Source organism: Pseudarthrobacter chlorophenolicus A6 (genome assembly GCF_000022025.1).
In the GTDB taxonomy this organism is placed as follows: Bacteria; Actinomycetota; Actinomycetes; order Actinomycetales; family Micrococcaceae; genus Arthrobacter; species Arthrobacter chlorophenolicus.
Genome location: NC_011881.1, coordinates 16,392 through 41,615, shown reverse-complemented (window position 1 = coordinate 41,615; position 25,224 = coordinate 16,392). Strand labels below are relative to the sequence as shown.

At 65.1% G+C, this 25,224-nt stretch carries 27 protein-coding genes and 1 riboswitch; of the genes, 14 read left to right on the top strand and 13 right to left on the bottom strand.

Going from position 1 to position 25,224, the window contains the following annotated elements; genetic code table 11:
* Positions 1 to 24: 24 nt before the first annotated feature.
* Positions 25 to 1,677 (bottom strand): cytochrome c oxidase assembly protein, encoded by a 1,653-nt coding sequence (locus ACHL_RS22770; protein WP_167534801.1) that lies wholly within the window; start codon positions 1,675 to 1,677, stop codon positions 25 to 27.
* A gap of 526 nt (positions 1,678 to 2,203) precedes the next feature.
* Complete coding sequence (locus ACHL_RS24775) at positions 2,204 to 2,527, bottom strand: M23 family metallopeptidase (RefSeq protein WP_244266601.1); 324 nt, start codon at positions 2,525 to 2,527, stop codon at positions 2,204 to 2,206.
* 516 nt (positions 2,528 to 3,043) lie between these two features.
* A riboswitch (cyclic di-AMP (ydaO/yuaA leader) is annotated at positions 3,044 to 3,258 on the bottom strand.
* Positions 3,259 to 3,397: 139 nt separating this feature from the next.
* Between ACHL_RS24775 and ACHL_RS22760 the strand changes: the two genes are divergently transcribed.
* Entirely contained in the window at positions 3,398 to 3,709 is a 312-nt protein-coding gene (locus ACHL_RS22760; protein ID WP_012623524.1) for a hypothetical protein, read from the top strand.
* A 68-nt stretch (positions 3,710 to 3,777) separates the two neighbouring features.
* Positions 3,778 to 4,296, top strand: a complete 519-nt coding sequence (locus ACHL_RS23985; protein ID WP_244266600.1) for a TlpA family protein disulfide reductase — start codon at positions 3,778 to 3,780, stop codon at positions 4,294 to 4,296.
* Positions 4,297 to 4,307: 11 nt separating this feature from the next.
* Here ACHL_RS23985 and ACHL_RS22750 read toward each other — a convergent pair whose 3' ends face one another.
* Positions 4,308 to 4,697, bottom strand: a complete 390-nt coding sequence (locus tag ACHL_RS22750) for a heavy metal-responsive transcriptional regulator (RefSeq protein ID WP_012623522.1) — start codon at positions 4,695 to 4,697, stop codon at positions 4,308 to 4,310.
* Positions 4,698 to 5,346: 649 nt separating this feature from the next.
* Between ACHL_RS22750 and ACHL_RS22745 the strand changes: the two genes are divergently transcribed.
* The 9 genes from ACHL_RS22745 (at position 5,347) to ACHL_RS22705 (ending at position 12,153) form a co-directional block, all read left to right on the top strand.
* Positions 5,347 to 6,312 carry a cytochrome c biogenesis CcdA family protein gene (locus tag ACHL_RS22745; protein WP_012623521.1) on the top strand — a complete coding sequence of 322 codons (966 nt, stop codon included), beginning with the start codon at positions 5,347 to 5,349 and terminating at the stop codon, positions 6,310 to 6,312.
* The gene (locus ACHL_RS22740) at positions 6,309 to 6,857 is read left to right on the top strand and encodes a TlpA family protein disulfide reductase (protein WP_012623520.1); all 549 of its coding nucleotides are present in this window, start codon (positions 6,309 to 6,311) and stop codon (positions 6,855 to 6,857) included. The genes ACHL_RS22745 and ACHL_RS22740 overlap by 4 nt, the downstream gene beginning before the upstream one ends.
* A 50-nt stretch (positions 6,858 to 6,907) precedes the next feature.
* Positions 6,908 to 7,750: a DUF305 domain-containing protein gene (locus tag ACHL_RS22735; protein WP_012623519.1), complete on the top strand. Its 843-nt coding sequence runs from the start codon at positions 6,908 to 6,910 to the stop codon at positions 7,748 to 7,750.
* 69 nt (positions 7,751 to 7,819) lie between these two features.
* The gene (locus tag ACHL_RS22730; RefSeq protein WP_244266599.1) at positions 7,820 to 8,413 is read left to right on the top strand and encodes a DUF3105 domain-containing protein; all 594 of its coding nucleotides are present in this window, start codon (positions 7,820 to 7,822) and stop codon (positions 8,411 to 8,413) included.
* A 427-nt stretch (positions 8,414 to 8,840) separates the two neighbouring features.
* The gene (locus tag ACHL_RS22725; protein WP_012623517.1) at positions 8,841 to 9,209 is read left to right on the top strand and encodes a hypothetical protein; all 369 of its coding nucleotides are present in this window, start codon (positions 8,841 to 8,843) and stop codon (positions 9,207 to 9,209) included.
* Positions 9,210 to 9,218: 9 nt separating this feature from the next.
* Entirely contained in the window at positions 9,219 to 9,614 is a 396-nt protein-coding gene (locus ACHL_RS23655) for a hypothetical protein (protein ID WP_012623516.1), read from the top strand.
* The gene (locus ACHL_RS22715; RefSeq protein WP_012623515.1) at positions 9,611 to 10,198 is read left to right on the top strand and encodes a TlpA family protein disulfide reductase; all 588 of its coding nucleotides are present in this window, start codon (positions 9,611 to 9,613) and stop codon (positions 10,196 to 10,198) included. Before ACHL_RS23655 ends, ACHL_RS22715 begins: the two co-directional genes overlap by 4 nt.
* 11 nt (positions 10,199 to 10,209) lie before the next feature.
* A complete protein-coding gene (locus ACHL_RS22710) occupies positions 10,210 to 11,235 on the top strand; it encodes a cytochrome c biogenesis CcdA family protein (protein ID WP_012623514.1) in 1,026 nt (341 codons plus the stop codon).
* 168 nt (positions 11,236 to 11,403) lie between these two features.
* Positions 11,404 to 12,153: a cytochrome c biogenesis CcdA family protein gene (locus ACHL_RS22705; protein WP_012623513.1), complete on the top strand. Its 750-nt coding sequence runs from the start codon at positions 11,404 to 11,406 to the stop codon at positions 12,151 to 12,153.
* A 48-nt stretch (positions 12,154 to 12,201) separates the two neighbouring features.
* On the opposite strand, the gene ACHL_RS22700 is transcribed toward ACHL_RS22705, so the two are convergent.
* From ACHL_RS22700 to ACHL_RS22660, 9 genes are all read right to left on the bottom strand, one after another.
* Positions 12,202 to 13,620, bottom strand: a complete 1,419-nt coding sequence (locus tag ACHL_RS22700; protein WP_012623512.1) for a glucose-6-phosphate dehydrogenase — start codon at positions 13,618 to 13,620, stop codon at positions 12,202 to 12,204.
* A gap of 98 nt (positions 13,621 to 13,718) precedes the next feature.
* Positions 13,719 to 14,288, bottom strand: coding sequence for a DUF3231 family protein (locus ACHL_RS22695; RefSeq protein WP_012623511.1), 570 nt, complete (start codon positions 14,286 to 14,288; stop codon positions 13,719 to 13,721).
* Positions 14,281 to 16,290, bottom strand: a complete 2,010-nt coding sequence (locus ACHL_RS22690) for a glycoside hydrolase family 15 protein (protein WP_012623510.1) — start codon at positions 16,288 to 16,290, stop codon at positions 14,281 to 14,283. Before ACHL_RS22690 ends, ACHL_RS22695 begins: the two co-directional genes overlap by 8 nt.
* Positions 16,287 to 16,793, bottom strand: a complete 507-nt coding sequence (locus ACHL_RS22685) for a hypothetical protein (protein ID WP_012623509.1) — start codon at positions 16,791 to 16,793, stop codon at positions 16,287 to 16,289. The genes ACHL_RS22690 and ACHL_RS22685 overlap by 4 nt, the downstream gene beginning before the upstream one ends.
* Positions 16,794 to 16,862: 69 nt before the next feature.
* Positions 16,863 to 18,212 carry a dihydrolipoyl dehydrogenase family protein gene (locus tag ACHL_RS22680; protein ID WP_012623508.1) on the bottom strand — a complete coding sequence of 450 codons (1,350 nt, stop codon included), beginning with the start codon at positions 18,210 to 18,212 and terminating at the stop codon, positions 16,863 to 16,865.
* 132 nt (positions 18,213 to 18,344) lie between these two features.
* A complete protein-coding gene (locus tag ACHL_RS22675; protein ID WP_235423703.1) occupies positions 18,345 to 18,968 on the bottom strand; it encodes a hypothetical protein in 624 nt (207 codons plus the stop codon).
* Positions 18,969 to 19,051: 83 nt separating this feature from the next.
* On the bottom strand, positions 19,052 to 19,717 hold the full coding sequence (gene merB, locus ACHL_RS22670; RefSeq protein ID WP_012623506.1) for an organomercurial lyase MerB: 666 nt from the start codon (positions 19,715 to 19,717) through the stop codon (positions 19,052 to 19,054).
* Between the two features lie 40 nt (positions 19,718 to 19,757).
* Positions 19,758 to 21,206, bottom strand: coding sequence for a mercury(II) reductase (gene merA, locus ACHL_RS22665; protein ID WP_012623505.1), 1,449 nt, complete (start codon positions 21,204 to 21,206; stop codon positions 19,758 to 19,760).
* 110 nt (positions 21,207 to 21,316) lie between these two features.
* A complete protein-coding gene (locus ACHL_RS22660) occupies positions 21,317 to 21,628 on the bottom strand; it encodes a hypothetical protein (RefSeq protein ID WP_012623504.1) in 312 nt (103 codons plus the stop codon).
* 201 nt (positions 21,629 to 21,829) lie between these two features.
* Here ACHL_RS22660 and ACHL_RS22655 point away from each other — a divergent pair, with 201 nt between their 5' ends.
* Together ACHL_RS22655 and ACHL_RS24770 are read left to right on the top strand one after the other, a co-directional pair.
* Positions 21,830 to 22,219, top strand: a complete 390-nt coding sequence (locus tag ACHL_RS22655) for a heavy metal-responsive transcriptional regulator (RefSeq protein ID WP_012623503.1) — start codon at positions 21,830 to 21,832, stop codon at positions 22,217 to 22,219.
* 280 nt (positions 22,220 to 22,499) lie between these two features.
* Positions 22,500 to 22,820: a hypothetical protein gene (locus tag ACHL_RS24770; protein ID WP_235423704.1), complete on the top strand. Its 321-nt coding sequence runs from the start codon at positions 22,500 to 22,502 to the stop codon at positions 22,818 to 22,820.
* A 601-nt stretch (positions 22,821 to 23,421) separates the two neighbouring features.
* On the opposite strand, the gene ACHL_RS22650 is transcribed toward ACHL_RS24770, so the two are convergent.
* Positions 23,422 to 23,874 (bottom strand): hypothetical protein, encoded by a 453-nt coding sequence (locus ACHL_RS22650; RefSeq protein ID WP_012623502.1) that lies wholly within the window; start codon positions 23,872 to 23,874, stop codon positions 23,422 to 23,424.
* 185 nt (positions 23,875 to 24,059) lie between these two features.
* Between ACHL_RS22650 and ACHL_RS22640 the strand changes: the two genes are divergently transcribed.
* A protein-coding gene (locus ACHL_RS22640) for an IS3-like element ISAcl2 family transposase (protein ID WP_076611781.1) occupies positions 24,060 to 25,204 on the top strand; the annotation gives its coding sequence in 2 pieces (ribosomal slippage) (positions 24,060 to 24,336 and positions 24,336 to 25,204; 1,146 coding nt in all).
* Positions 25,205 to 25,224 lie beyond the last annotated feature (20 nt).

The window sequence follows — 25,224 nt, the reverse complement described above, 5'->3', positions numbered from 1 at the left end:
GAGGGAACGGGAAATATTGGGTCCTTAGGCATGGTCGCGGGACATTGATTTCCATCGCGCGCCCCTAGACCGTGTTTTCCTGCCGGAATTCTGCAGAGGCCTTCTCCTGCGCTGGCGGGATCTGATGACGAGCACGGCCGACAGGACGCAGCTGGAGAGCAGGATGATCCCTGCGTTGTGTTGGTCTGCGGCGGGGACGGGCCCCCAAACTCGTCCGAGACCTGAAAACCACTCTTGTTCGATGACATCGGGATTGAGGAATCGGACACCTATCGCTCCGATTCCTGCTAATCCGGCTGTAAGTCCAGCCAAGCGGTGTCGAAGGTGTTCAGGTTCCTCTCCTCCCTCTTGTAGGGCATTGGCGAGGAGGATCCCGAGCGCAAGGAAAAGTATTAGGCCGAATTCATGGACCACATGCTCGGCCAGGCTCAACCTGAGTGCGGGCGTCAGATAGAACAGGATGGTCACTGATCCGAGCACGAGCCCGGAGAACAATGGCCCAGATGCGATGGCGGTGTTTTGAAGCCATAGGACGCTTTCCCGCGCTCCGGTGCTTCCATCTTCCCTCGCCGGCAGAACCGTAAGGGCGAGCCGCAGCGGCCGGGAAGCGACAAGCAGCCACGGCACTGCATAGGCCAAAGCCATCGTGGCAGTGGCGTGCACGCTGAGAAGCACCGGCCCGTAAACGGCGGGGAATCCGGAGGTGATGAAGGTCAGGAGTATCAGCGCACTAAACCAGCTGAACAAGCGGTGTCGGGGCCACGGGTCGTGGGAACACCGGGCGCGGCTGTAGGCCCAGCCGTAAAAGAGTGCCGCCAGGATCGCCGCGGTAATCCACAGCCAGTCCGGGCGCCATTGGGTAAGCCATGCTGACGCGGTTAATTCAGGTGGCAGCAGATAGCCGGTGAGGATCTGGGCCGGGGTTGCCTTGGGGTCCGGTTCCAGGGGCACGGGGGAAGGGCTACGGGACAAGGCGACGGCAAGGCCCATAACCGCCCCCATAATGACCAGTTCGAGGATCAGAACCCGCCACAGCAGACGGGACCGACGGTGCGTAGTGGTCAATCTGGGGATTATCCAGCACCGGTGTAGGAGGCCGATCGCTCCCAGGAGCAGCGTAGCGGCCGTCTTTAGAAGGAGGAGACCGCCGTATGGGGAGAGGAGCCCCCCGATACCGCCGAGACGGTAAATGGCACTGATCGTTCCCGTGATCAGCACGAGTGCGAAGGCCAGTCCGGCCAGGGCTGAAAAACGGGAGAGAACCGTCTGCGCTGTGGAACCGTCGGCATCAGCCGTGCCAAGGGCAGGAATGATGCATGCCAGCACGAGGATTCCCCCGACCCAGACTGTCCCGGCCCCGACGTGCAGGCCCAAGGCGTTGCTGGCTCCGATGTGGTCGACGCCACCGGAAGCGTGGCCGATTGCTGCAGTCGCCGGAACGATGCTGGAGAGCGCAAGCACGGCAGCGGACAGGAGTCCGGCCGCAGAGCGCACGGCAACGACCAGCATGCTCACCAGGACCGCGATGAACAAGATCGTCAGCCGTGCCCGGCCGACCCCGACGCCGGTCACGAATAATCCGAGCTGGTCTGCGAAGTCCGCCCCGGCGCTGAGGGGAATACCGGCCACATCGGCATACGTCAGGACAAGGACGGCCAAGGCGGCCAGCACCCACACGGCCGCGGCCCATAATGCCACTGTCAGGGCCCGGCCGAAGGCGGGGCCCTGATCCGGCTCCGGTTTGCGGGGCAGGATGACCGCGGTGAAAATCAGCGATCCAACGACGGCTGCAAGGGCGAGGTGATGCAACACCAGAACGGGCGCTAGCCCCCACCGGACAATGATGCCGGGGTCTGACAGAACGCGCTCTCGAGCCGCCCCGGAGTACATCACACCGGCAACGGCCGTCACAGCCGCCACCACACAGGCACCAGCGATCCACGCCGGTGCGCTGCCCGGACCCGGCCGGCGCCTCCGTGAACTCATCAAAGGCTCCTTCTATATATCCAGATGGCGGCGATTGCCTCCAAAGGCTTGCCGGAGCCCCCCCTGACCGGCTCCGGCAGCCGGGATCCGCAGGACCTGTTGCCGGATGCGGTCAACAGCTTGCGGCGTCAGTTCGCCCGTGCAATGGCGGCCGGTCTCTTGAACCCTTTCTGGCCGGCGGGCACCGGGGCAGGGGAGCGGAAAACGCATTTGCCGATTACAACCAGCCTGAGGGATCAACGGTCTGGCCGTTGACGAGAACTTCGAAGTGGAGGTGGCACCCGGTGGAGTTTCCGGTTGTGCCGGCGATACCAATCCGGACGCCAGTTTCGACGCTCTGATTCAGCTGGACGCCTATCGTTTCCAGGTGGTTGTAGGTGGTCTTTAGCCCGTTCCCGTGGTCGATAACGATGCGGTTGCCGCCGCCGTAGGCGCTGAATCCAGCTTCAGTGACCGTCCCCTTGCCTGCGCTGAAGACCGGGGTACCGCATCCAGCGGCGAAATCCAGCCCAGTGTGCAGTTCTCCGGCCGCTCCGCTCAAGGGGTTGGTTCTGTAGCCGAAAGGCGAATTGGTCACAGGGTTTGCGACCGGCGAGCTGAGCTTGCCCGTCCGCGATGCCGGCTGCTCCACTTCCCGGACTGCCGGCGCAGGCTTGGTTTGCCGCGGTTCAGGTATCGCCGGCCGATTACCCGCAGCCGCCGCAGGCGGCGCTACTGGAGCAGGGCTGCTGGTCACCTCGGTTCGGTCGAAATCAAGTCGCGCGTCAGCGGCAGCAGATACGGGCATGACAACAGCGGACACGGACGTTTCCCCTGCCACGCTCTCGGGGACGGAGGCAGGCGCGCCGGGGACAGCAGCGTGCGCCGAAGCCAGGGATGCTGTCAGTGCCACACCGGAGGCGAGCACGGCCAGACCGGCGTTTCGCCCCCGGTGAGAGCGGGTGGCACTGGGGCGCACTTGGGCCCGCCGACGCCCGTGAAGAGGCTTGTCTGGAGCGGAGGATTGATTGGGAACGGGCGCAGGGAAGTGCCTTGGAGGGGAGTCGATACTCAAGAGATGTCCTTCTGCCGGCGCCTGCGGGGTTAGCTGTCGGATTCGGGTCAGGAACAATAACCCGGCCCCTGTCCACTGGCGCCGCGGAGGCGGCGGCGATGTGTTCAAGGGGCTTCACCCCAAGACGGCCCTGTGGCCGTCACTGATTGGGTTCCCCACCTCTGCCAGGTGAACTTGAAAGGGCCCGGTCAGCTGGCAGAGTTCGGCGCGCGGACAGGGGCAACGCGCATTGATGGCGTTGCCTCACCCAGTATTGACCTTCCACTAGGGGGGAAGGTCAACACTGGTACCAAAGCCCCGGGGTATACCGCCCGCTCCGGGTCGGCGTCCAATGCGCCAGCACTGAAAGGAATGACCATGTCAACCACTTCAAAGGGCCAGGGAAACCGAGCGGCACTGGCTGTCGGCGGCTTCTTCCTGCTTCATCTGCTGTGCTGCGGGCTGCCGTTGCTGATCGCCGCCGGTGCTCTGGGCGCGGCCGGCTCAGTCCTGGGCAATCCGTGGGTCATCGCTGCGGCCGTAGTGCTTGCCGCGGTCACAATGGCCTGGGCGCTCCTGCGCCGCCGCGAAGTGGTGCCGGGTGAGACAGGGGACTGCTGCGGCCCAGGGTCCGTGTCAGATCAGGATCCGGCCCGGGACCGGATCCTGCAGCACCCCGGCGGACGATGACCGGCAGTACCAATGCAGGAGCGGGTCAGTCACCGGCGCCCCGCCGCCGGTCATGGCAGACGGTGCTGGTGCTGCTGCTAGTCATCGGCGCATCATCGACCCTGTTCATGTCGTTTCAGTCCTCCACCGGAACATCACAGGGACCGGACACCGGAGCGGCTGCTGCCGCTCCGGTCGGGGGCGCGTTTACCGCCCGCACAGCCCAGGGCAAAGAGGTCCCGGTACCGGGCCAGAAACCGAGCGTTCTGTTCTTCTTCAACATCGAGTGCGGTGCCTGCGGGCCTTCCACTAGGACGCTCGCGGAACTTCAGCGCAGGTCACCTGCCGACGCTAACTACATAGCCGTGGATATTGCACCGTATGAGACGACCCGGCAAATCGAAGATTTTCTGGCCTTGAACGAAGCCTCGTCCCTGGCATACGCCTCTGACCTCAACACGCAGCTGATCACCGCCTATCAAATAACCCAGGTCAGCACCTTCGTGGTCTTGGATGATGGTGGCAGGGAGGTCTTCCGCGCCGTGGAGCCCAGCGAGGAGCAACTCAAGGCAGCCCTGGCCACTGCCGGCGGTAACCCCGGCGCGTAGCCGCGCCCGGCTCAAAGGTAGCTGCAGATCCGGTCCGGATCGCAGCCTGCAGGATCGGCGGCCGCTCCAGCGGCATGGTACCCGGCAACGGTTTCGCGAAGGGCGGTAATTTCTGCGATTTGCCGGTCCAGATCCATCAGCTGCCGCGCCAGCACATCACTTACGTGGGCGCACGGCGTAGCACCGGAATCGCGGATACGCAGAATCCCCTGAATCTGTGCCAGGCTCAGGCCGGCCACCTGGCTGCGGCGGATGAATTCAAGCCTGCTGACCGTGTCATCGGCATACTCCCGGTACCCGTTGGCTGAGCGCTCAGCCGGGGGAAGAAGGCCCCGGTCCTCATAGAACCTGATCGCCTTCGTGGTCATTCCGACCGCGGCTGCGGCTTCACCGATTCGCATAATGCATCCTTCACGTCCTAGCACCAAACGCTCTATAACTATCCAGTCTACTGGAATGTTGTGGAGCCGGGATTCTGCCGGGCACCCCGCCCGGGTCCGCCCGCGAACCCTGGTGGAGGCCACCGGCCCAAGAACTTGACCTTGCCCCCTAGTGGAAGGTCGAAGATGGGTGACACAGGATCTCGCGGTCCGTTTTCTTCCTGGTGAGTCCGCCAGGGCCGGGCGGGAGCGGGACATTGGAAGGAATGATCATGTCAACGAACACGAAGGGCCGCCAACGCCCCGGAACAGTGTTCACGCTCGGTGTTCTGCTGTCCACGCTCGGTGTTGCGGCGGTCGGCCTGCTCTGCTGCGGTGTGCCGTTGCTGGTGGTAGCAGGCGGTGCCCTCGGAGCGGCCGGGACAGTGACGGGCAGCCCATGGATGATGGCCGCTGCCGCGAGTGTCGCGGGTGTTTTGATCATCCGGGCCCTGCGCCGGCGCCACGCGCGAAATGCCAAGCCGGGAAGTGATTGCTGCGCCCCGACGGAAGCTGGCCCTCAATCGTTCAGGATGCACCAGGAAGGCCCGGACAGGGCTCCTGGTGTTCCGGAACAACCACACGTCACCCAGCGCCCTGTTGTGGCCGACCGCGACGCGCGGTGCTGCCCATGACGGGGGCGTTGGGTCTGGCCTTTTTGACCGGGATGCTCGCCACCGTGAACCCGTGCGGGTTCGCGATGCTGCCCACCTACCTGGCCTACTTCATCGGGTCCGGACCCGGGGCCGGACGGAAACGGCCGCTGCTGGCCGGGTTGCGTGCCGGAATGGCCTTGAGCGCCGGATTCGCCGCGGTCTTTGTCACGACGGGGCTCCTGTTCGCCGTGGGGCTGCGGTCCGTGGCCTCCGCCCTGCCCTGGGCCGCTGCGGTGATCGGGGCGGTGATTGTGATCGCCGGCCTTGGAATGCTGGCCGGCTGGCAACTGCCGGGCACCGGTCTGAACCTGAACCGGTTTGCACGGAAGGGGGGCGGGAACGGGTCGGGGTTGAAGGCGGTCTTTGGCTATGGCGTGGCATATGCGGTGGCGGCGCTCTCCTGCAGCCTGGCCCTTTTGCTGGCCGTCGTCGCCCAGGCCGTGTCCACGGGAAGCCTGGCCGGACTGCTGTCAGTGTTCGCGGCCTACGCCCTGGGCTCATCGGTGGTGCTGATCCTTCTCTCCCTTGGCGCCGCGGTCGCCCGCGACGCCCTGGTGAACCACGTCCGCCGACTGCTGCCCTATGTCAACCGCCTGGGCGGGGCCGCCCTGGCCCTGGCCGGGATATACCTGCTGCTCTACTGGGTGCCAGCCCTGACCGGCGGCCAGGCCGGCGGCATCATGGGCTCAGGAATAACCGAGGCGAGCGTGGCAGTATCCGCCTTCATCACGGAGGCCTGGCCCCTGATCACGGCGGCAGCCGCGGCAGCCGCACTCACCGCGGCAGCTATATCGCTCCGGCGCCGCAGCCACGCGAAAACGCCCGACCGAACCGCACCCAAGGACCCGGTGGAAACAGCGAACGGCGCCGAAGCATGCTGTAGCCCCGGCCTTGGGATCTCTGAACCGACGACCGACCGACAGCAACAAGGAAAGCCATGACAACGACAAAAAACCGCCGGCGCCTCTTCACTATCGCCGCAATCATCGCGGCCGTGGCCCTCGTCCTGATTCTCGCCTCGACGGCACTGAAACGCGGCGGTGAAGCCGATACGTCAGCCGACGCGGCCAGCGGAAACAGTGTGGAGAGGATAGAGGTCGCCTCGGTGACTGGTGAAGCGGTCACCGTGCCCTCGACGCGTCCAACGGTGCTGTATTTCATGGCGAGCTGGTGCTACACCTGCGTGCCTCAGGCTGAAGCGATGAAAAACCTGGAACAGGAATACGCCGGAAAGGCTGATTTCATAGCCGTCGACGTGACCCCGGAAAACACCAAAGCCCAGGTCGATGAGTTCCGCAAACTGGCGGGCGACCCCGGTCACCCCTACGTCGTTGACAAGACCGGCCAGCTCACCAAAAAATATGGGATCACGTCACTGGACAGCACGGTGGTCGTCGCGTCCGATGGCAAGGTCCTCGGCCGCGCCGATGCCAGGCCGATGAAAGCCGATGCGCTGCGGACATTCCTTGACAAGACACTCCCGTAACCACGGCGTGCCAGGCCACCCTGCAGTCCCACAGCACCAGGAAGACTCTTATGGCACCCCACCGCCCCTTGGCCGCCCTCCTGCAGGCAGCGGCGGGCAGGGAACGACAAACAGTTCCTCCCCTGGCGCCACCGCCTGGCGGCAGCGACCTTCATGCTGTCACCGGCCAGTCCGGCGCTGAGCCTGCAGCGCCGGACTCCGTCACAAACACCGGGGACGGCGCGCGTACCTCCGAATGGGCAGCTGGTTCCCGCCCGCCTGTCCGGCAGGACTGGGGCAAGCATGTCTGGATGGTCTTCGTTACGGTCGTCATCCTCTCAGCCCTGGCGTTCTTCATCGTTGACCGGGTGTCCCCTGCTCCGGTGACCGTGTCCGACTCCGGTCCGGATGCAGGCTTCGCCCGGGACATGCAGGCACACCACGCCCAGGCCGTGGAGATGGCCCTGCTGATCCGTGACAAGTCCGCGAATCCGGAGCTCCGCGCCATCGCATATGACATCGCCACCACTCAGCAGCACCAGAACGGCCAGATGTTCGCCTGGCTGCAGGACTGGGGATTGTCCCAGGCCCGCTCCGGGCCGCCCATGGCATGGATGAAAACATCGGCCGGCGGCCACGGAAGCGGCACACCCCATACTGTCCCGACCAGCAGCACCGCGATGGAGGGCATGGCCACCCCAGAACAGATGCAGGCGCTGCGCGGGTCATCGGGGAAGGAAGCGGAGCAGCTGTTTACCGATCTGATGATCCGCCACCACCAGGGCGGCGTCGCCATGGCAGCAGCCGCCGCAAAACTGTCCGAGACCTCCCGGGTCCGTGATTTCGCGGCCGGTGTCGTGGACGCCCAGACCGCGGAAATCACCGCCCTCCAAGAGCTGCGCGGCAGACTCTGACCCCGTCCGAAGAAAGCGAGACCCCGTATGCCGTTACCGCGGAAGAGCCCCGAGGAACGAAAGGCTATAGTGCAGGCCGTCCAGGCAAAACAGCGCGCCGCCGACAAACGCAAGGCCTGGATGATTTATGGCACTGGCGGCGCTGTCATCGCCTCGATCATCGCTGGAACATCGTTGGTGGTCGTCGGTGAGGTACAGCAGCGCGAGAAGGCCACGGCTGAAGCCGCCCGCCCCGTGGAGGGCGAGAAGGACTTCCCCGGCCAGTCCAGGAACCACACCCGCGAACCCGTCAACTACCCGGTGAACCCGCCCACCGGGGGTGACCACGCACCCGTGTGGACGAACTGCGGAATCTACACCACCCCGGTGGAACCGACCCGGGCGGTACACTCCCTCGAACACGGCGCCGTCTGGCTCACCTACCGCCCCGAACTCCCCAAGGCCCAGATCGCCGAACTGACCTCACTGGCCGGCAGCCAGGACTACCTCCTGCTCAGCCCCGTCACCGACCAGACTTCGCCCATCACGATCACCGCATGGGGCAAACAGCTCAGCGTGGACAACAGCAACGACAAGCGCCTGGCCCAATTCATCAACAAATACAGCCAAGGCCCCCAGACCCCAGAACCCGGAGCCCCCTGCACCGGCGGCATCCAAGGCTAAGCCCCGCCACACAGCGTTATGCAATATCCGACCCAATGTTGATGCCATTTCGTCGATGATCTCTGCCTCGGGTGTACCAGCCCCGGCGGCGGAGTTCCACCCGCCCCGGCCAGCCGCTTGTTTATCGATGCAACAAGACACAGGGAACGGCGTGCCATGGAACCCGCATCCGAAGTCGGCAATCGGGGACTCCTGGCGGAGGATGGTTCATCGCGCCGATTTTGATGGCAGACATCGCGGGGATAGGCGGTAGCGCCCCAGCCCTTCCGCATCGCCCCCGCCACCGTCTTCGCCTGTGAAGGTGGCGACGGGCAGGGAACTTGACATTGTCCTAAGGGGAAAGGTTGACACTGGAGGTTATAGGGGTGAAGCCGCCGGACATCACCCGTGATCGACTCCGCGTGACTGTGAAGCGTAAGGAATGAATATGTCCTCGACTCCTCCGAAAGACACCGCACCCCCGGCCCGGCCTTCCCGGATCTTCGTCCTGCTGCACCTGGCCTGCTGTGGTGCGCCGCTCCTGATCGCTTTGGGGGCATTCGGGGGCTTCGGGATGATCGGCGCGCTGCTGGTGGACCCGCTGGCCACCGCCGGTGTCGTTGCCCTGGCCGTTCTGGCCGGCGTTTTCGTGGTTGCGCAGGTGGTGCGACGTCGCAGGGCCGCGGCCGGCGCAGAGTGCGATTGCTCTGTTCCCGCGCGCCGGACCGGGCAGTCCCCTTTCATGGAAAACCCCGCTCTTTTCAGGACTGGTAACAACGACGACGGGTCCCGGACCATGTCCGGCGTCCGTTTTTAGGAGATCTTCATGTCTGAACGTCCTTCAAACCCGGGCCAGGGGCCCGGCGGAATCCTGCTCGCGATCGGTGCGGTGTTTCTCGCCGTCACCTGCTGTGCGGGTCCGGCGCTGCTCGCCGGGGGCGGTCTCGCCCTGGTCGGCGGAATCCTGGGCAACCCCGTTGTGCTGGCCATCGCTGCCCTGGTCCTGGCCGGCGCGGTCCTTTACACGCTGCGCCGCCGCGCCCGGAGCCGGAACCGTGTGCAGGGTCTCACGGGCCCAGGCTCCGCGGACCGGGCAGCCGGGCCCGATACAGGTGCAGCGACAATGAACGACTGCTGCACCCCGCCCCCGGCCGCTCCCGAACAAACCGGGAAACGACCCGAAAGCACGCCAGTGAACCAGGAAAGGACCACCCGCCCATGAGCACCCTGACACCACCGGCACCGTCATCGCCGAAGACAGCGGCAGTCAGGCGCCGCACCGTCCGTGCCGTGTTCACTGCTTCGGGCATCACCGCTGCGCTGCTGCTGGCCGGTTGCGGAACCCCGGCCGGGCCTGGCGCGGCTCCGCCCGCCTCCCAGGGTCCCGCGGCGGCCCCGGCACCCGGTTCTCCGGCCACAGCTGTGACGGTCAAAGCCTTGGACGGGTCATCGCTGAAGCTGCCCACGGGCAAACCGACAGTTATCTATTTCTTCACTGCCTCCTGCGGCCCCTGCGCCGCCGGAGTCAAGAACGTGGCGTCGGGTCTGGCGAAGTCCTCGGGTGCGACGGCGGTTGCCGTTGATTTGGACCCGAGCGAACCGACGGAGGTCCTGAACCAGTTCATGGGCTCGGTCGGAAACCCTCCGCTGACCCTTGTCCGCGATGATGGGACGCTGCTCAAACAGTTCAACGTCGATGCCCTGGGCACGACCGTGGTGCTGGACCCTTCCGGCAAGGAGGTCTACCGGGGGGTGGACCCTTCGGCTGATCAGACCGCCAAGGCCCTCACGGCCGCCGCATCGTAAGGACAAACCCTTTGATCACAGGAACGCTCGCGTTTGCCTTCGGCGCAGGCATGCTCTCCACTGTCAACCCCTGCGGGTTCGCCATGCTCCCGGCCTTTCTTGCCTACTACATCGGCCGGAACGAAGACACCGGATCGGGGCCAGGCAGCCTGCTCCGCCGCGCCATGAACGGGCTCGGGGCAGGCGCCCTGGTCAGTCTGGGATTCGCCGGGGTCTTCACCCTGACAGGCCTGTTGGTAGCTATCGGGCTCCGCAGCATTATCGGCGCCGTACCTTGGGTGGCCGTCATCATCGGGATCCTGCTCGCCGGGGTCGGCATCGCGATGCTCGCCGGTAAGCATATCGGCTTGACGGTGAATTCGAACCGGATCAATCGTGCCGGGCGGGGCCCGGGAGCGATGGTCGCGTTCGGCGCGGCCTATGCCGTCGCTTCGCTCTCCTGCACATTGGCGGTCCTGCTGGCCGTGATCGCGCAAGCCCTGGCCGCCAACAGTATCCCTGCCCTGATCGGGGTCTTCGCCGCCTACGCAGGCGGCGCCGCGACCGTACTGATTCTGCTGGCGCTCTCCTCCGCCCTGGCCAGCAGCGCACTGGCCAAAGGGTTGCACCGGGCCTCCCGTTATCTGCCCCGGGTCGCCGGAGCGGTGCTCGTGCTCTCCGGGGTATATCTTGTCGCCTACTGGGCGCCTGCGCTGGTCACCGGTCAACCCAATCAGGGCATCGCGGGAGGAATGAACGCTCTCTCTTCGGCAGTAAGCGGATTCATCAGCGCCCACACCGTCCTCATCGGCGTGATCGCCATCTCCCTTGCAGTGGTTGTTCTGGCCGCCGGCCTGTGGGCACGCCGGAGCTCCTTCGCACCGGAACGCGACGGGCATCTGCCCGGGACTGCTGACCAGGCACTGCAGGAACCGGAGGCTGACTGCTGCGCCCCGGCACCCGCCGAAGCGGCGGAAACCCTGGCCCCCGAGGCCGTCAGGACCCGGACGCGAACGTCCTTCCCGCCTGACCTGCCACCCACGGGGGGATGCTGCTAGCCTGCGCTGCCGGCCAGGTCTTACCACGGCCGTGGGGTTCCCTGACTTCGGCCCTGATATGGACGGCGCGGCCCTTCGCCCCCGCCTCCGCCACCGCGCAGAACCAGGCGCAGCGACGGGTGCCAGAGGCTGCGTTCCTGAACCTGCCGGAGAGGATCTCGATTACCCATGACGATAGGCGGATATTTCGCGGACACGGTCTTCTCCGGGTCGCTGTTGATTGCCGTGCCGTTGGCGATTGTTGCAGGAGTCGTCTCTTTCCTCTCACCCTGCGTGCTTCCCCTCGTACCGGGCTATCTCGGGTACGTCTCGGGACTGGCCGACCCTGGTAATCCGCGGGCCAAAGCCCGTATCACAGCGGGCATCGGGCTATTCGTCCTCGGCTTCGCTGTTGTCTTCACCCTGTACGGCGCGGCCTTCGGTGTTATCGGCATGTGGCTCCTCCGGTGGCAGGATGTGCTGATCCATGTCCTCGGAATTGCCGTCATTCTGATGGGGTTCGCCCTCATGAACCGTATTCCGTTCCTCCAAAGAACCCTCAAACTGCCGTTCAAACCCTCGACAGGCCTGGCCGGGGCCCCGCTGTTGGGCGTGGTTTTCGGTCTGGGCTGGACACCGTGCATCGGGCCGACGCTCAGCGCGGTGCTGGCCTTGAGCACAGTGTCCGGGTCGCCGTGGCGCGGGGCGTTGTTGGGCTTCTCCTATTGCCTGGGCCTGGGACTGCCTTTTCTGGGCGTCGCTCAGGGTATTGGCTGGATAGGTGGCTCGGTCGCCTTTGTCCGCCGCCGCATCCGTATCTTCAACATCCTCGGGGGCCTGATCCTGATTCTGATGGGTCTCATGATGGTCTTCGGGATGTGGACGCAGTGGCTCTACCGGCTGCAGGAGCTGGCCGGCAGCTTCAAGACACCCGTGTAGCGGGCCTCGGCGGCCGGGAGCGGCTGATGGCTTCAGCCGGAAACCCTGTCATGTCCGGGCAGGCAGTTTTGCTGATGCGCCGGGAACTGCGTGCTCCGCTGTCCACGATGCCGGGCCGGGGGAACCGGCGGGGTACTCCTCCAGCGGGACCCGGCCGGCTTTCCATCCGGCACGGACCTGGTCGATGATCCGCCAGCTTTGTTCTGCCGACTCAGGGAGGATCGATAGGGTCCGGTCGCGGTCCAGGATTGCCTGCAGCACTTCCCCGTACGCGTCCAGCCGGCCGGGTCCGAAATCAGCGCTCAGGGTGGCCCTGTCCAAGACGAAGGGGTCCCCGGGGCCGTTGACGTTCAGCTCCAGGGACATCCCTCCGCGGCCCAGGCTGATCCGCAGCACGGTAGGGCCTTGGATTCCATGGAGGCCGCCCGGCACCACGGGCACCTCGTGGAAGGTGATGCGGATTTCCTGGCGGCGGCGCCCGACGGCCTTTCCCGAACGCAGGGTGAAGGGGACCCCGGCCCACCGGCGGTTGGTCACCTCGAGGACGACTTCGGCCAGCGTTTCAGTTTCCCGTGCCGGGTCGACATCTTTTTCCTCGGCATAGGACGGGAACCTGCGGCCGTTGATGGTGCCGGCGGTGTAGCGGGCGCGTCTGCTGGCCTGCGCCGGGTCAGCGGCCCACAGCCGTGCCACCTTCAGCACCTGGCCTTTGGCTGCCCGCAGATCCACCGGACCGACGGTGGCCGGCGGTTCCATTGCCACCAGGGCCATGACCTGCAGCAGATGGCTTTGAATCATGTCCACCATCGCCCCGGCACGGTCGTAGTACCCCGCGCGGCCTTCGAGCCCGAGCTCCTCGTCATAGACGATGTCCACCTTGGCGATATGGTCCCTGTTCCACAACGGTTCGAAGATGCGGTTGGTCAGCCGCAACCCCAGCAGGTTCAGTACGGTTGACTTGCCCAGAAAGTGATCGATCCGGAACACCTGCTCGTCCGGGACCAGGCCTGCCAGCAACCTGTTCAGGTCCTTTGCGCTGTCCGTGTCGGTGCCGAAGGGTTTCTCCAGGGCCAGCACCGTTCCCTCGGGCATTCCTGCCTTGCCCAGCACCTCCACGGCGCGCGCCGTCGCCGCCGGGGGCAACGCGAAATACAGGGCCGGAACACCGTCACAGGCCTGGAACAGCCGATGCAGGTCATCCGGGTTGGAGACGTCGGCGCTCACATAGCGGGCCGTGTCCAGGGTATGCCGGACGGCTGGTCCCCGGGCATCGGCAAATGCTTTGCTCAGTATCTGGTCCCACCCGGACTGCTCGGCGGCGGCCCTGGCGGAACCGACCAGGGTGATCCGGCGTTCCGGTTCCAGGGTCAGCAGCCGGCCCAGCCCGGGAAGCAGCAGGCGGGAGGTAAGATCGCCGCGCGCTCCGAGAATAAGCAGGGTGGAAACCCCATCCGTGGTCTGGGTCATCGTTGCCTTCCTCGTCTTTGTAGTTGCTGCTTCTTCCGGGCCCCGCGCCCAGGGGCCGGCAGGGCAAGGCAGGGCTTGCCCGGCCCGGTCGGCGGGGATTATTGCGGGGATTGCTGGACCGGGACCTGCGGCAGGGCGTGGAGGTAACCTTTGCGCAGGGCCGTTTCGTGGTAGGCGATGTGCCAGCGGTTGGCGCGGTGATAGTTACGGATGAACGCGTCACGGACGTCGGTGCGCTGGCTGGCTACAGCCCCCGCATGCCAGAGATCCATGAATGCCCGGGTGGCGAACCACTGCCCCAGGGCTATCGTGGTGTCATTGATCGCCTCCGTCTGGACCGGGTCCGTGCTCGTCGGCGCGGCGTCCAGCGGCAGCGGGACCGTGTAGCCGGAGGATTCGAGCAATTCCTGCATTTCGGCGATGTTCGGGTCGCAGACGTCTTTTTCGTAGAGGCTGATCAGTTCTTTGAGTTCCTGGTCCCGGGCGGTGGCGATGTAGATGTTGCATTGGCCCATGCATACCCATTCACGCAGGTAGCCTTCGAGCACGTGCACGTATTCCCCGGCCCCGAGCGGGGTGCCGGGGCGCCGCTGCGCGTCGTAGATTTTTTCCGGTTCGCTGCTGTACTGGGTCCGTCCTTCCGGGCGGCCGGTCTCGGTCTCACTCATGATCAGTGTTCCTTTCACTTGTTATCCGGTTGGTGCTTCGCTTACCTGTCGCCGGCGCCATCGTGGCGGCCGGAGCCTGACGGGCTACAGCCCTCCCCGCCACACGGATGCGTTCCGTCGGTCGGGGTTCTGGTGTTGACGGGATGGTCCGGGAGGTCGGCCTGCCTTTGGTGGAGGTCCCGGCCAGGCGCAGTCCGGCGTTGATAAGGCCGATATGGGTGAATGCCTGGGGCGTGTTTCCCAGCTGTTCCCCGGTGGCGGGGTCGATTTCCTCGGCCAGGTTTCCCAGTTCCCCGCCCAGGGCCGCGAGTCCTGCGAAGAGTTTTTCGGCTTCGTGGGTCCGGCCGGCCAGGGCGAGGGATTCGACGAGCCAGAAGCTGGCGATCGCGAACGCGCCCTCGGCGCCGTCGAGTCCGTCGCCGCTGCTGCCGGGGCGGGCGGGCAGGTAGCGGTAGAGCAGGCCGTCAAGGACCGTGTCCCCGGGGGTGAGTTCGGCACGGACCGCGTCAACGGTGGCGAGCATGATCGGGTCATCGCCGGCGACGAACCCGACAATCGGCAGCAACAACAGGGCGGCGTCCATGCCCGGGTCGTCATAGGCTCGGATGAAATGCCCGTCCCTGACCCCGGACTCGAAGACCTCGGCGCGGCATTTCCCGGCTGCTTCCCGCCACGCACTGATGTCTCCGGGCAGGCGGTGGAGTTCGGCCAGCCGGGCGCCGCGGTCCAGCGCGGTCCAGGCCAGTGCTTTGGAATGGACAAAGTGCCGGGGGCGGCTGCGGACTTCCCAGATCCCGCTGTCGGGTTCGTGCCAGTGCGCGGCGGTGAAGTCCACGAGCCGGCGGAAGTGGGACCATTCCCGGCGCATCAGGTCCTCTCCGAAGACCTCGCAGATGCTCAGGCAGTCAAGCAGCTCCCCATAGCTGTCCAGCTGCAGCTGGGTTTCGGCGGCGTTGCCGGTGCGGACCGGTCGGCTGGACCGGTACCCGTCCAGCTCGGTCAGGGAGGCCTCGGGGATCTGGGTGGTCCCGTCGATGCGGTAGAGCACGCGCAGGGGAAGGCCGCCGGCGGCCGTGGTCCGGCAGAGCCACCGGGCGAACACAGCCGCTTCGGGCCGGCAGTTCAGCTGGTAGAGGGCGTTGAGGGTGAAGCTGGCGTCCCGCAGCCAGGTGTACCGGTAGTCCCAGTTCCGTTCCCCGCCGGGATCTTCGGGCAGGGACGTGCTCACCGCGGCGGTGACGGCCCCGGTCGGGGCGTAAATCAGCAGCTTGAGGGTGATGGCGGCGCGAAGGACGGCCTCCCGGCCCGGACCGTCGTAGACCAGGTGTGATGTCCAGTCCTGCCAGGCCTTCGCAGTGACGGCCAGGGCTGCGGCCACCTCAACCGGATCGGCGGTGCAGGGAACCGGTCTTGTTCCGGCTGGGTCCAGCCGCAGCCGGGCCGCCCATCGGTCCCCGGCCTGCAGCGCCCCGTGCCCGTGGACGGCCGCCCCATTCAGGTGCAGATTAATTCCTGAGACGGCGAACCCGGCGGTAAAGTCCGGATGTTCCAGCCGCGCCCCTTCGGCAGTAGGGACCGGACAGGCGTCATCGGCGCCGAAGCCGGGACGCGGGTCGAAGACGGCCTCGACATCCACCGACCCTTCGAGCCCTTCAATCAGCCACAACAGTTCCTGTCCGTGTTCCGGGGCGGGCCAGGCCATGGCCATCGTCACCCGGGCTGACCCGGACCGGCCGGCCCATTCCAGGACCAGAACCGCAGTGCCGTCCAGGTAACGGCGCCGGCAGGACAGCCCGGCCCCGTCGTCCCCGGCGGCCGCCGGGCCGATTCTCAGCCGGCCTCCGCGGGTCCGGTCAAGGAGCGGGAACACCAGGGCCGGGGCGTCAAAGCGCAACGGGCAGAAAAATTCCACCGCCCCGTCCGGGCCGATCAGGGCAGCAGAGCGGCCATCCCCAAGCGGCGCCAGCTCCCCGATCAGAGGAAAGGGCTCGGCGGCGTTCACGGGCGGTGCCCGCGCAAGGCCCAGAGTGTCTCGCAGGTCGCGGCGACCGCGAGCCCGAACACCTGGTGTGCGACGAAACCGCGCAGGTGCGTCACGAGGGGGTAATCCCGGTTCGGGGCGCTGAACCCCGCCAGGGGCGTCAGCATTTCATCGGCGATCAACGACATCGCCGTGCCCGTGGCCAGGCCCGCACCCAGAGGGCTCATGTGGGTTTTACGGCGCAGCAGCACATACAGGGGCGACCAGCTCAGCGCGAGGCCGTAGTGCATGAACATCGAGGCCCGTTCCAAGGCCTTTCCCTCCAGCACCATCCCCGCCGCGCCGAAAATTTTCTTCGCTGCCAGCTCATAGGGTGGCCCGGGCCGGGCGGCGTCTTCCCGGGCCCGGTCCTGTTCGGACTCCAGCTCGTAGAGTTTCATGCTGACCGGTTCCATGGCCTTGGTCCCCACGTAGCCGGCGACCCAGGCGATAGCCAGGTCTTCGAGTGCTTCAGTGACCTTCATGATGATCCCTCCCTGGAAGTTGCATGTTCCGGGTTCCCCGGGACCAGCGTCCCGGGGTGTTCGGCGGCGCTAGATCTCGAGTTTGTCCAGGGCAGCCTGGTACGCCTCGTGATACGTCGGGTACTGGGCGACCTGGTCCCTCAAGGTCTCGATGGGAATCTGCGCCCGGATGGCCAGGGAGGCCTGATGGATCCATTCCCCGGCCATCGGGGCCACCGCCCAGGCACCGATCAGGACCTTGCGGTCGGTATCGGCCAGCAGACCCAGGTGCCCGCGCGGGTCCCGTTCGTAGGTCCAGGGCCGGGTGATCGCGGCGGCGAGGTCGATTTCGGCCGCAGCCGTTTTCAGGCCCCGTCGTCCGGCCTGGTCCAGAGTGAGGCCGGCGGCGGCGATTTCGGGGTCGGCGAACACGACCCGCGGAATACCTTCGTAGAAGGCCTTCCGGGGTGTGCCGAGGATCGCGTCGGCCGCGATCCGGCCTTGGTATTTCGCGACATGGGTGAAGGGCATGATGCCGGTGACGTCCCCAATCGCCCACACGTTCTCGCCGGCCCGGCAATGTTCATCAACCTGCACCTGGCCGCGGTCACCCAGGACCACTCCTGCATGCTCGAAGCCAAGACCCTGCGTGCGCGGGGTGCGGCCCGTGGCGAAGACGACGACGTCGCCGGCCACCTCGGTCCCGTCGTCGAGGTCAAGGACGCTCTGGTCCCCTTCCCGGCGGCCCCGGCGGGCGGTGACTCCCAGCCGGATCTCGACCCCGGCCTCGGGCAGATACTGATATGCCAGTTCCCCGGCCCGGGATTCTTCACGCCCCAAGAGCCGGTCCCCGCGGTGGATCAGAGTGACCTTGACGCCGAAACGGGCCAGGAACGTGGCCGTCTCAACCCCGACGGCGCTGCCGCCGATTATCACAGCCCGCTCCGGGAGTGTCGTGGCCGTGTAGGTCTCCCGGTTTGTCCAGGCCGTGATCTGATCAAGGCCCTCCAGGGTCGGAAGGACAGGGTCCGAGCCCGTGGCGATGATGATGTGGTCGGCGCTCAGTTCCCGGTCCCCGGCCAGGATACGCCCGGGTCCGGTGATCCGGGCCTCACCTTTGATTACCTCAGCCCCTTGGCGGGCATAGCCGTCGATCTGGTCCTTGTCATCAAGATGCCTGATCATGTAATCGCGGTAGCCGCTGGTTTCCGACCAGTCCAGCTCCGCCCCGGACACCCCGGCCGCCCTTTGCACTTCCGTGCGCGCCTCCGGCGGCCTGAGCACGGTTTTGGACGGTATGCACGCCCAGTACGCGCATTCCCCGCCGATAAGCTCCCGCTCGATGACCGCGATCTTTTTCCCGGCCTTCAGCAGCCGCCCGGCGGCGACCTCTCCGCCTGGCCCCATGCCCAGTACCGCAACATCAAAATGGTCGTCCATCGCTTCTACCCTTCAGTCGTCATCGGTCTTTCAAGGTTCTGGTCGAGCTTCCCGGACCCGGAGCAGGGTCCCCGATTCCGGGGCATACCCTCTCCTGTGCGCTCAAGGTGTGGCGGAAGGCGGTCCCGCCGTTCAGAGCCCGGCCGGGAATGTGTAGTTCGGATCGATGAAAGCCGGCTCTTTCCCGTACACCAGCGCGATCCGGTCATGGGCGGCCAGGGCAACACCTGTCACGTCCCACGTCTTGATCTTTCCGTTGACGTACACCGTCCACTTGTCCGCTTCGGAGCTGCAGTCCGGGCCGATACATCCGGTGCCGCCGAGCATTCCCCATTCCTGCAGGAGCTGGCCCAGGGTGTAGCGCTGGCCGGCCGTGGGGGCTTCGATGTGGATGATTCCCGAGGTGTCGTGGGTGTGCAGGGGGGAAATGCCGTTGGGTTTACCGTCCGGGCCGAGGGTGACCCCGATGCCCCCGGGAACCGTGACGGGTTTGCCGTGCACGACGACGTCTAGGTGGGCATGAAAATGTTCCGCCGTTCCCTCGGCCGTGAGGACCTGCAGCCCTGCGGCCTCGATCCTCCCGGCCGCCCCGGCAGGATCCAGCGCCCAGCTGGTCGCGGACGGCCCGGTGGGAGGGGGGGCCGACGCGGGTACGCCAGGCGCCACGGCCGAGGTCGTCCCCGGCGCCGAGGACGACGCGGTACCGGAACACCCGGCAAGGGCCAAGGCAGCCAGTGCTGTGACGGTCAGGGTCATCCAACGCTGTTTCATACCGAAGGGGTGGGCCTTTCGAACCAGACGGGTCCGGCGCTGTGGGAGGGCGCCGGGGGCGGGGGGCGTCAGCAGCTGCAGCTTTGCGCTCCGTTGCCCGGTTTTTCCCTGTTCTGGCTGGTGGTCCCGGCGAGCATTTGGTCGGCCATGGTGGACGCGAGCCGGTATGCCTCCTCGACGGGGATGACCGTCCCTTCGGGGTGGTTTTCGAGCCATGGTCCTGCCTCATCGGGTGAGGCGAAGAAGTGGACCTGGTTGCAGAAGGAGGACCGGACCGAGCTCATGTCCTCCGGGTTGACCAGGGAGACCACGGCTGTAGCCGGTTCGACGCTGGTGACACCGGAGCTGTCAACGCGCACCCGAACCGGTGTTCCGGTTGATTTGTAGGCGGACTCGATCCGGGCGGGGGCGCCGAGGAGGGTCGGGAAAATCAGGGTGTCGAGTGCGCACCAGGTGTAGAGCTGTTCGCCGCCGACTTCGAAGCGGTGCTGCGTGGGACGCTGAGTCAGGCCCTGCCCGACGATCCGGCCTGAACCGTCGTATTCGGTGTCGGCCATGGCCTCAAGCGCCGCGCGGATTTCCTCGACGGGCCGCCCGGTCGCGGCGGCAAGGTCCGCGATGTCGACCGGGTCACCCAGGGCGAGGAGCTTCATCAGCGGCAACCACAGCCAGGGCTGCATGCCGGTCTCCCCGGTGGCGAGGCGTTCAGTAACGTGGCTAATGTCGTTCGTCATGATTTGTTCCTTCGAGTTTTTGAGGTTGACGGGAAAAGGGTCAGGAGGCGCAGCAGGAGAGTTTGGAGACGTCCGTTTTGAAGGACTGGGCGGCGATTTTGATACCTTCGGCCATCGTCAGGTACGGGGACCAGAGGTTCGCGACCTGATCCACGGTCATCCCGGCCTCCAGGATGTACACGCCGGCCGCGGCCAGGTCACCGGCTTCCTTACCCACGGCCGTGATGCCCACGATCCGGCCGGTGCTGTTGTCGGCGACGATCTTGATGAACCCGCGGGTGTCACGGTTTACGAGGGCACGGGGCACGTATTCCAGCGGCAGGACCCGGCATTCGCAGCGGATGCCCGCCTCGTTGGCTTCCTTGTCGGTCATGCCGACAGCGGCCAGGGCTGGGCTGGTGAAGGTGACCCGGGGCAGGTGCCGGTAGTCGACCTCGCGGCCGACCTGGTTGAATGCGTTCTCCACCATCAGGGTGCCGTGCGAGGCTGCGACATAGACGAATTCCCGGTGCCCTGTCACGTCCCCGGCGGCCCAGATCCTGGGGTTGGTGCTCGCCAGCGTGTCCTGGACTAGGACTTCGCCGCGATCCCCGGTCTTCACGCCCACGATGTCCAGGTTAAGACCCTCGGTGACCGGGCGCCGGCCCATGGCCACGAGGAGCCGGGTGGCCCGGAATTGTTCCTGCCCGCCGGAGACCGTCGCGGTTGCGACGACTTCCCCGGTGGCTGGGTCGGTGTGCACCGCGGAAACCGTGGCACGGCGGACGACGCGTATACCCTCGTCGGCGAAAACGCTCATCAGGGCCCGGGACGCTTCCGGTTCCTCGGCCGAGGCCAGGCGGGAACGGACCAGCATGGTGACCTTGGACCCGAGGCGGGCGAAAAGCTGGGCCTGTTCCAGCGCCACGTATCCGCCGCCGAACACCAGCAGTGATTCCGGTACCTCGTCCAGTTCCATGGCCGTGGTCGAGGTCAGATACTCGACATCCTGAAGGCCCTCGATCGGAGGCGCCCAGGGGGTCGAGCCGGTCGCAACCAGATAGTGCTCGGCGCGCACTTCACTGCGGGCACCATCCGCTCCAGTGACTTCCAAAACCGGTTCCTGCGGACTGCCGGCGAACGCGGCGTTGCCCTGGCGCAACTCCCACCCGTACTCGGCGGCCAGGTCCACGTACTTGTCGGCTCGCATCGTCTCCACCAGGGAACGTTTTCCCTCGATGAGCGCGGCCATATCGACCGGTTCGGATGTAGTGCTGATCCCGGGGAACCGGCCGGAGGCATCCAGTGCCACATGCCGCGCCTCCGCCGCTGCCAACAGCGCCTTGGAGGGAACACAACCGGTATTCACGCAAGTCCCGCCGACGGTGGACCGCTCCACCATCAGCACCCGCTTGCCCAGGTTGGTGGCTCTGATCGCGGCGGCGAACGCACCGCCGCCTGAGCCGATCACTGCCAGATCATAATCAAACGCTGCTGCTGCTTCAGTCATGAGATCTTCCTATAGTCATAGAGGACAATGCCGTTCAATGCCCAGTCTGCACATTGACCTACAGGGCAAGGTCAAGAGAGCGGTGAACCAATAAGGCCCCAACCGCTTGGTCAAAGGGTAGTGGCGCCGGCGCCCGGAAAACCGAGGTCACGTACTGCCTCTACGGCATCAGCGAGCCGCCCGCTCTCACCGCGCTGCAACCGGACCGTCACGATTTCGGCCGCGGAATCGATATTTTCGACCGTGATTCCGGGCCAGCTCTCAAGTTCCTCGCGGACTGCGTCATCGGCCGCGATAGCGCAGCAGCCCCCGCCAATGGGTGCGGCGCCGTCCAAGCCGGGCACGGAAAGAACACGCGTCTGCCAGTCCTGGCGATCATCAGCCGGAGCGGCGAGGGAAGCGGGTGAGGCGTGGGTAGTCATCTTGTATCCCCGGGCAAAAGTAGGTTTGGAAAGGGTGCCGTTACAGGCAAAGCGCCGGCCGAAATGACGTCGACCCGGCTTACAGTGCCGGTCCCGATAATGGGCCGGCTTTGCCGTATCCCCATTCTCAACCTTCCCCTATAATGGAATGTCAAGCAGTGGTTCAACACAGCGACCAAACATCTACAGCAGGAGCACATGATGCGTATCGGTGAGGCCGCAGCGGCTGCAGGCATGACCACCAAGACCCTTCGGTTCTACGAGGACCGGGGACTTCTCCCGCCCGCCCATCGCGCTACCAACGGATACCGCGACTACGGCGGCGAAGCCATCACGCGGCTTGAATTCATCCGCAGGGGCCGCGCCGCGGGCCTAACCCTGGCCCAGATCAGTGACATCCTCACCGTCCGTGACCATGGCACCGCCCCCTGCACCCATGTCAGGGATCTGCTCGCCCGGCAACTCGCTGACCTCGACGCCCAGATCGCCGAACTTACCGCCCTCCGCGCAGCAGTCGCGGAATTCCACGACACCGCGGCCGCCGGCGACCCCAGGAAATGTGATCCCGACCAAATCTGCAGCTATCTTTAAGAACTCCGCCTCAGGCACGGAGTACGGGAACGACCGTTCGCAAGGCATTCTGCGCCAACTGTGCAGCAATGAGCGGCATTGACGATCTTATGGCCGAGTCCAACGAGGGCCGGACAGTGGCCATGCGACGAGCCGAAGGCGTCCAGGACAACGGGAGGCCATAAAGAGGTATTACACCCGTTACTGCCCGCTTGGACTGCACTCTCCGTGGCTGTGGGGCAGCAATTGGAGCCCTGATTTTTCCCGAATACTGCAGACAAAGGACCTAACCTTCTGGCACTTGGGATTTCACTCGCCGCATGTACTGCCTTGGATTGGCGGCCTGATCTACAACGCGAAGAAAGTTGTGCCGGCTGTGCAGTCCGGAAGAATCGACGTGCTGCTCTCTTTGGAGAGCGACGAACGAAAGCGCATCCGCCGGCAGATCACGGGAAAAGCACCACTAGATATCGAGCACCTTCCGGTCGTCAGGGCCGCTGCGGTGCAACTTCGCAAGAACGTTGCCACCCAGCTACTGGTGCAACCAATGATCCCGCTCATCTTCATTCCTCAAGCCGTAAATTTCGCTAGACGTGGAGACAGCCGTTCGGGTGGTTCATGACCATCGGCGCGGCAGGATTGGTCATAGGCCTTGGGTTCGTTGCCCGTGACTTTCGACGTGCGGGCCGTTTCTTGGCGATAACTGGCGAGCAAGCCCGGCGAAGCTGACGCCCGGCCCTAAGCACGGCAACCACGGTGATCGGTCAGGCGCTCTCCACTACCGATGCATCCCAGTTGCCGGTACAGGATCCCCTTACGGGAGAGTTGAATTCCTGTGTCTCATAACCTCAGTGCCTCGAATCCCTAGCGATGCAAGACAGTTCAAGTCCAGGGATCAATGGGTGCGGGCTGTGCAGACGACTTTGGACATTCCGTGCAGCCGACTTCGAAAACTGACAATAACCCAGTCGCGTCATGCCGTCCTTTCGTCTCGATAAAGGTCATTTTTTCTTCTACTTGAGAATAGCTGGGTGAGACAGATTAATGAGACAAAGAAGCTCGCATAACAGATTGCGCTACGCCGGGCGTTTCCGCAGCATTGGCAGACATCTCCGAAGTGGCCTGGAGGCGTCCAGTTAAAGGATCCATAGATGAGACATGAATTCCATGGGATGTTCGTGATTCAGGAGCAGGTAAGTCCCTTTGGCACCACATCTTTACGGTCAGGCGTGGGTGCGACCATATCTTTCGTGAACTGCCTTCACCTGACGAATCCAGAACTCGTCCTTGTCCATGCCGTTTTTGAGCAGGTCGACCTCACGAGCCTTCGCATAGAAGCCGCTGCCCGCATCGTTCGCGTTTAGGTAGATAACTAGGGACGAGATCATCAGTGAAGGGTTCAACTTGCGATCCTCATCGACAATCCTGCCAAGCAAATATCCCAGCGCCGCACGCTCTTCTACTTGGTTGAAGTCAAAGCCTCTGAGGCCAGTGCGGCGCCGCAGGACCGCATCGAGCTCGGTGTAAGTGGTGTACCTGCGCCTTCGCGCCACGTCAATCAGGAAATCGTGACCCACCCTGACCAGTTCGTCCCAGTCCTCGTCAGACCGTCCGTACATTTTGTTGCCCCCATCCCCGCTGGTCCAAGAGTAACGCGGGCACCCGAACGTGTGCATGAAGGGAGCCTAGGGGTAAACCCCTGACAAAAGGGCCATCTCAAGAGGAAGCGAGCGAGGTAACAGGGACCATTTGATTTCAACTCCCCAAGGACGTGCCAAACGAGCCTAAGTTGCCCGGGACTGCCCCCGGTTTTGTTGACTCCTTGACCTAGCGAGCTTGTGCTCGTGGAAGGATGTTGACCATGCCCACGGCTTATGGGGCGGAGTTCCGCCAGGATGTTATTGATGTGGCCCGCAAGGGCGAGGCGCCGCTGGCGCAGATTGCGAAGGATTTTGGGCTTTCGGTCACGACGTTGAAGCGCTGGATCGCTATCGCTGAGCGTAAGGACTCCGGGACCAGCCCAGCGGCGGCGGAGTCGGCTGAGGTGCGGGAGTTGAAGAAGCGGAACCGCCTGTTGGAGCAGGAGAACGAGATTCTGCGCCGGGCGGCTGCCTATCTGGCCAGGGACATCAACCCAAAATGATCTACCCGCTGGTCACGGATCTTGCCGCCGACGGTGTTCCCGTGGCGGTGACCTGCAGGGTGTTGGGATTTAGCAAGCAAGGCTATTACCGCTGGAAGGCGAACCCGGTGACGGAACGGGACTGGATCGATGCGCACCTGGTCAACGCCGCCCTTGACATCCACTCCGACGATCCGGCGTTCGGGTACCGGTTCATCGCCGACGAGCTCCCGGAGAAGGGCATCACCGCGGGCGAGAACAGGGTCCAGCGCTTATGCAGGGACCACGGCATCTGGTCAGTGTTCTCGAAGAAACGGGGTCTGAACCGGAAACCGGGGCCACCGGTCCACGACGACCTGGTCGAGCGGGATTTCACCGCCGCGGCGCCGAACGAACTGTGGCTGACAGACATCACCGAGCACCCCACCGAAGAAGGGAAGCTCTACCTCTGCGCGGTGAAGGACGTCTACTCCGGCAGGATCGTCGGCTACTCAATGGACGCCCGGATGAAGTCCTCTCTTGCCGTCGCTGCCCTGGAGAACGCGGTGCAGGCACGAAGACCGGAAAGAACGGTGGTCCACTCCGACCGTGGGTCGCAGTTCCGGTCACGCCGGTTCGTTGAATCGCTCCGTCGCCACGGGCTCACCGGATCGATGGGCAGGGTCGGTGCGTGCGCGGACAACGCCGCGATGGAGTCCTTCTTCTCGCTGCTGCAGAAGAACGTCCTGGACCGTCAGCGATGGCTCACCAGACAGGACCTCCGGCTGGCCATCACAACCTGGATCGAGAGAACCTACCACCGCCGGCGACGGCAAAGACGGCTGGGCAAACTCACGCCCATCGAATATGAAACAATCAACCGGACCGCGCTCACAGCGGCCTAAGACCCCGAGTCAACAAAAGC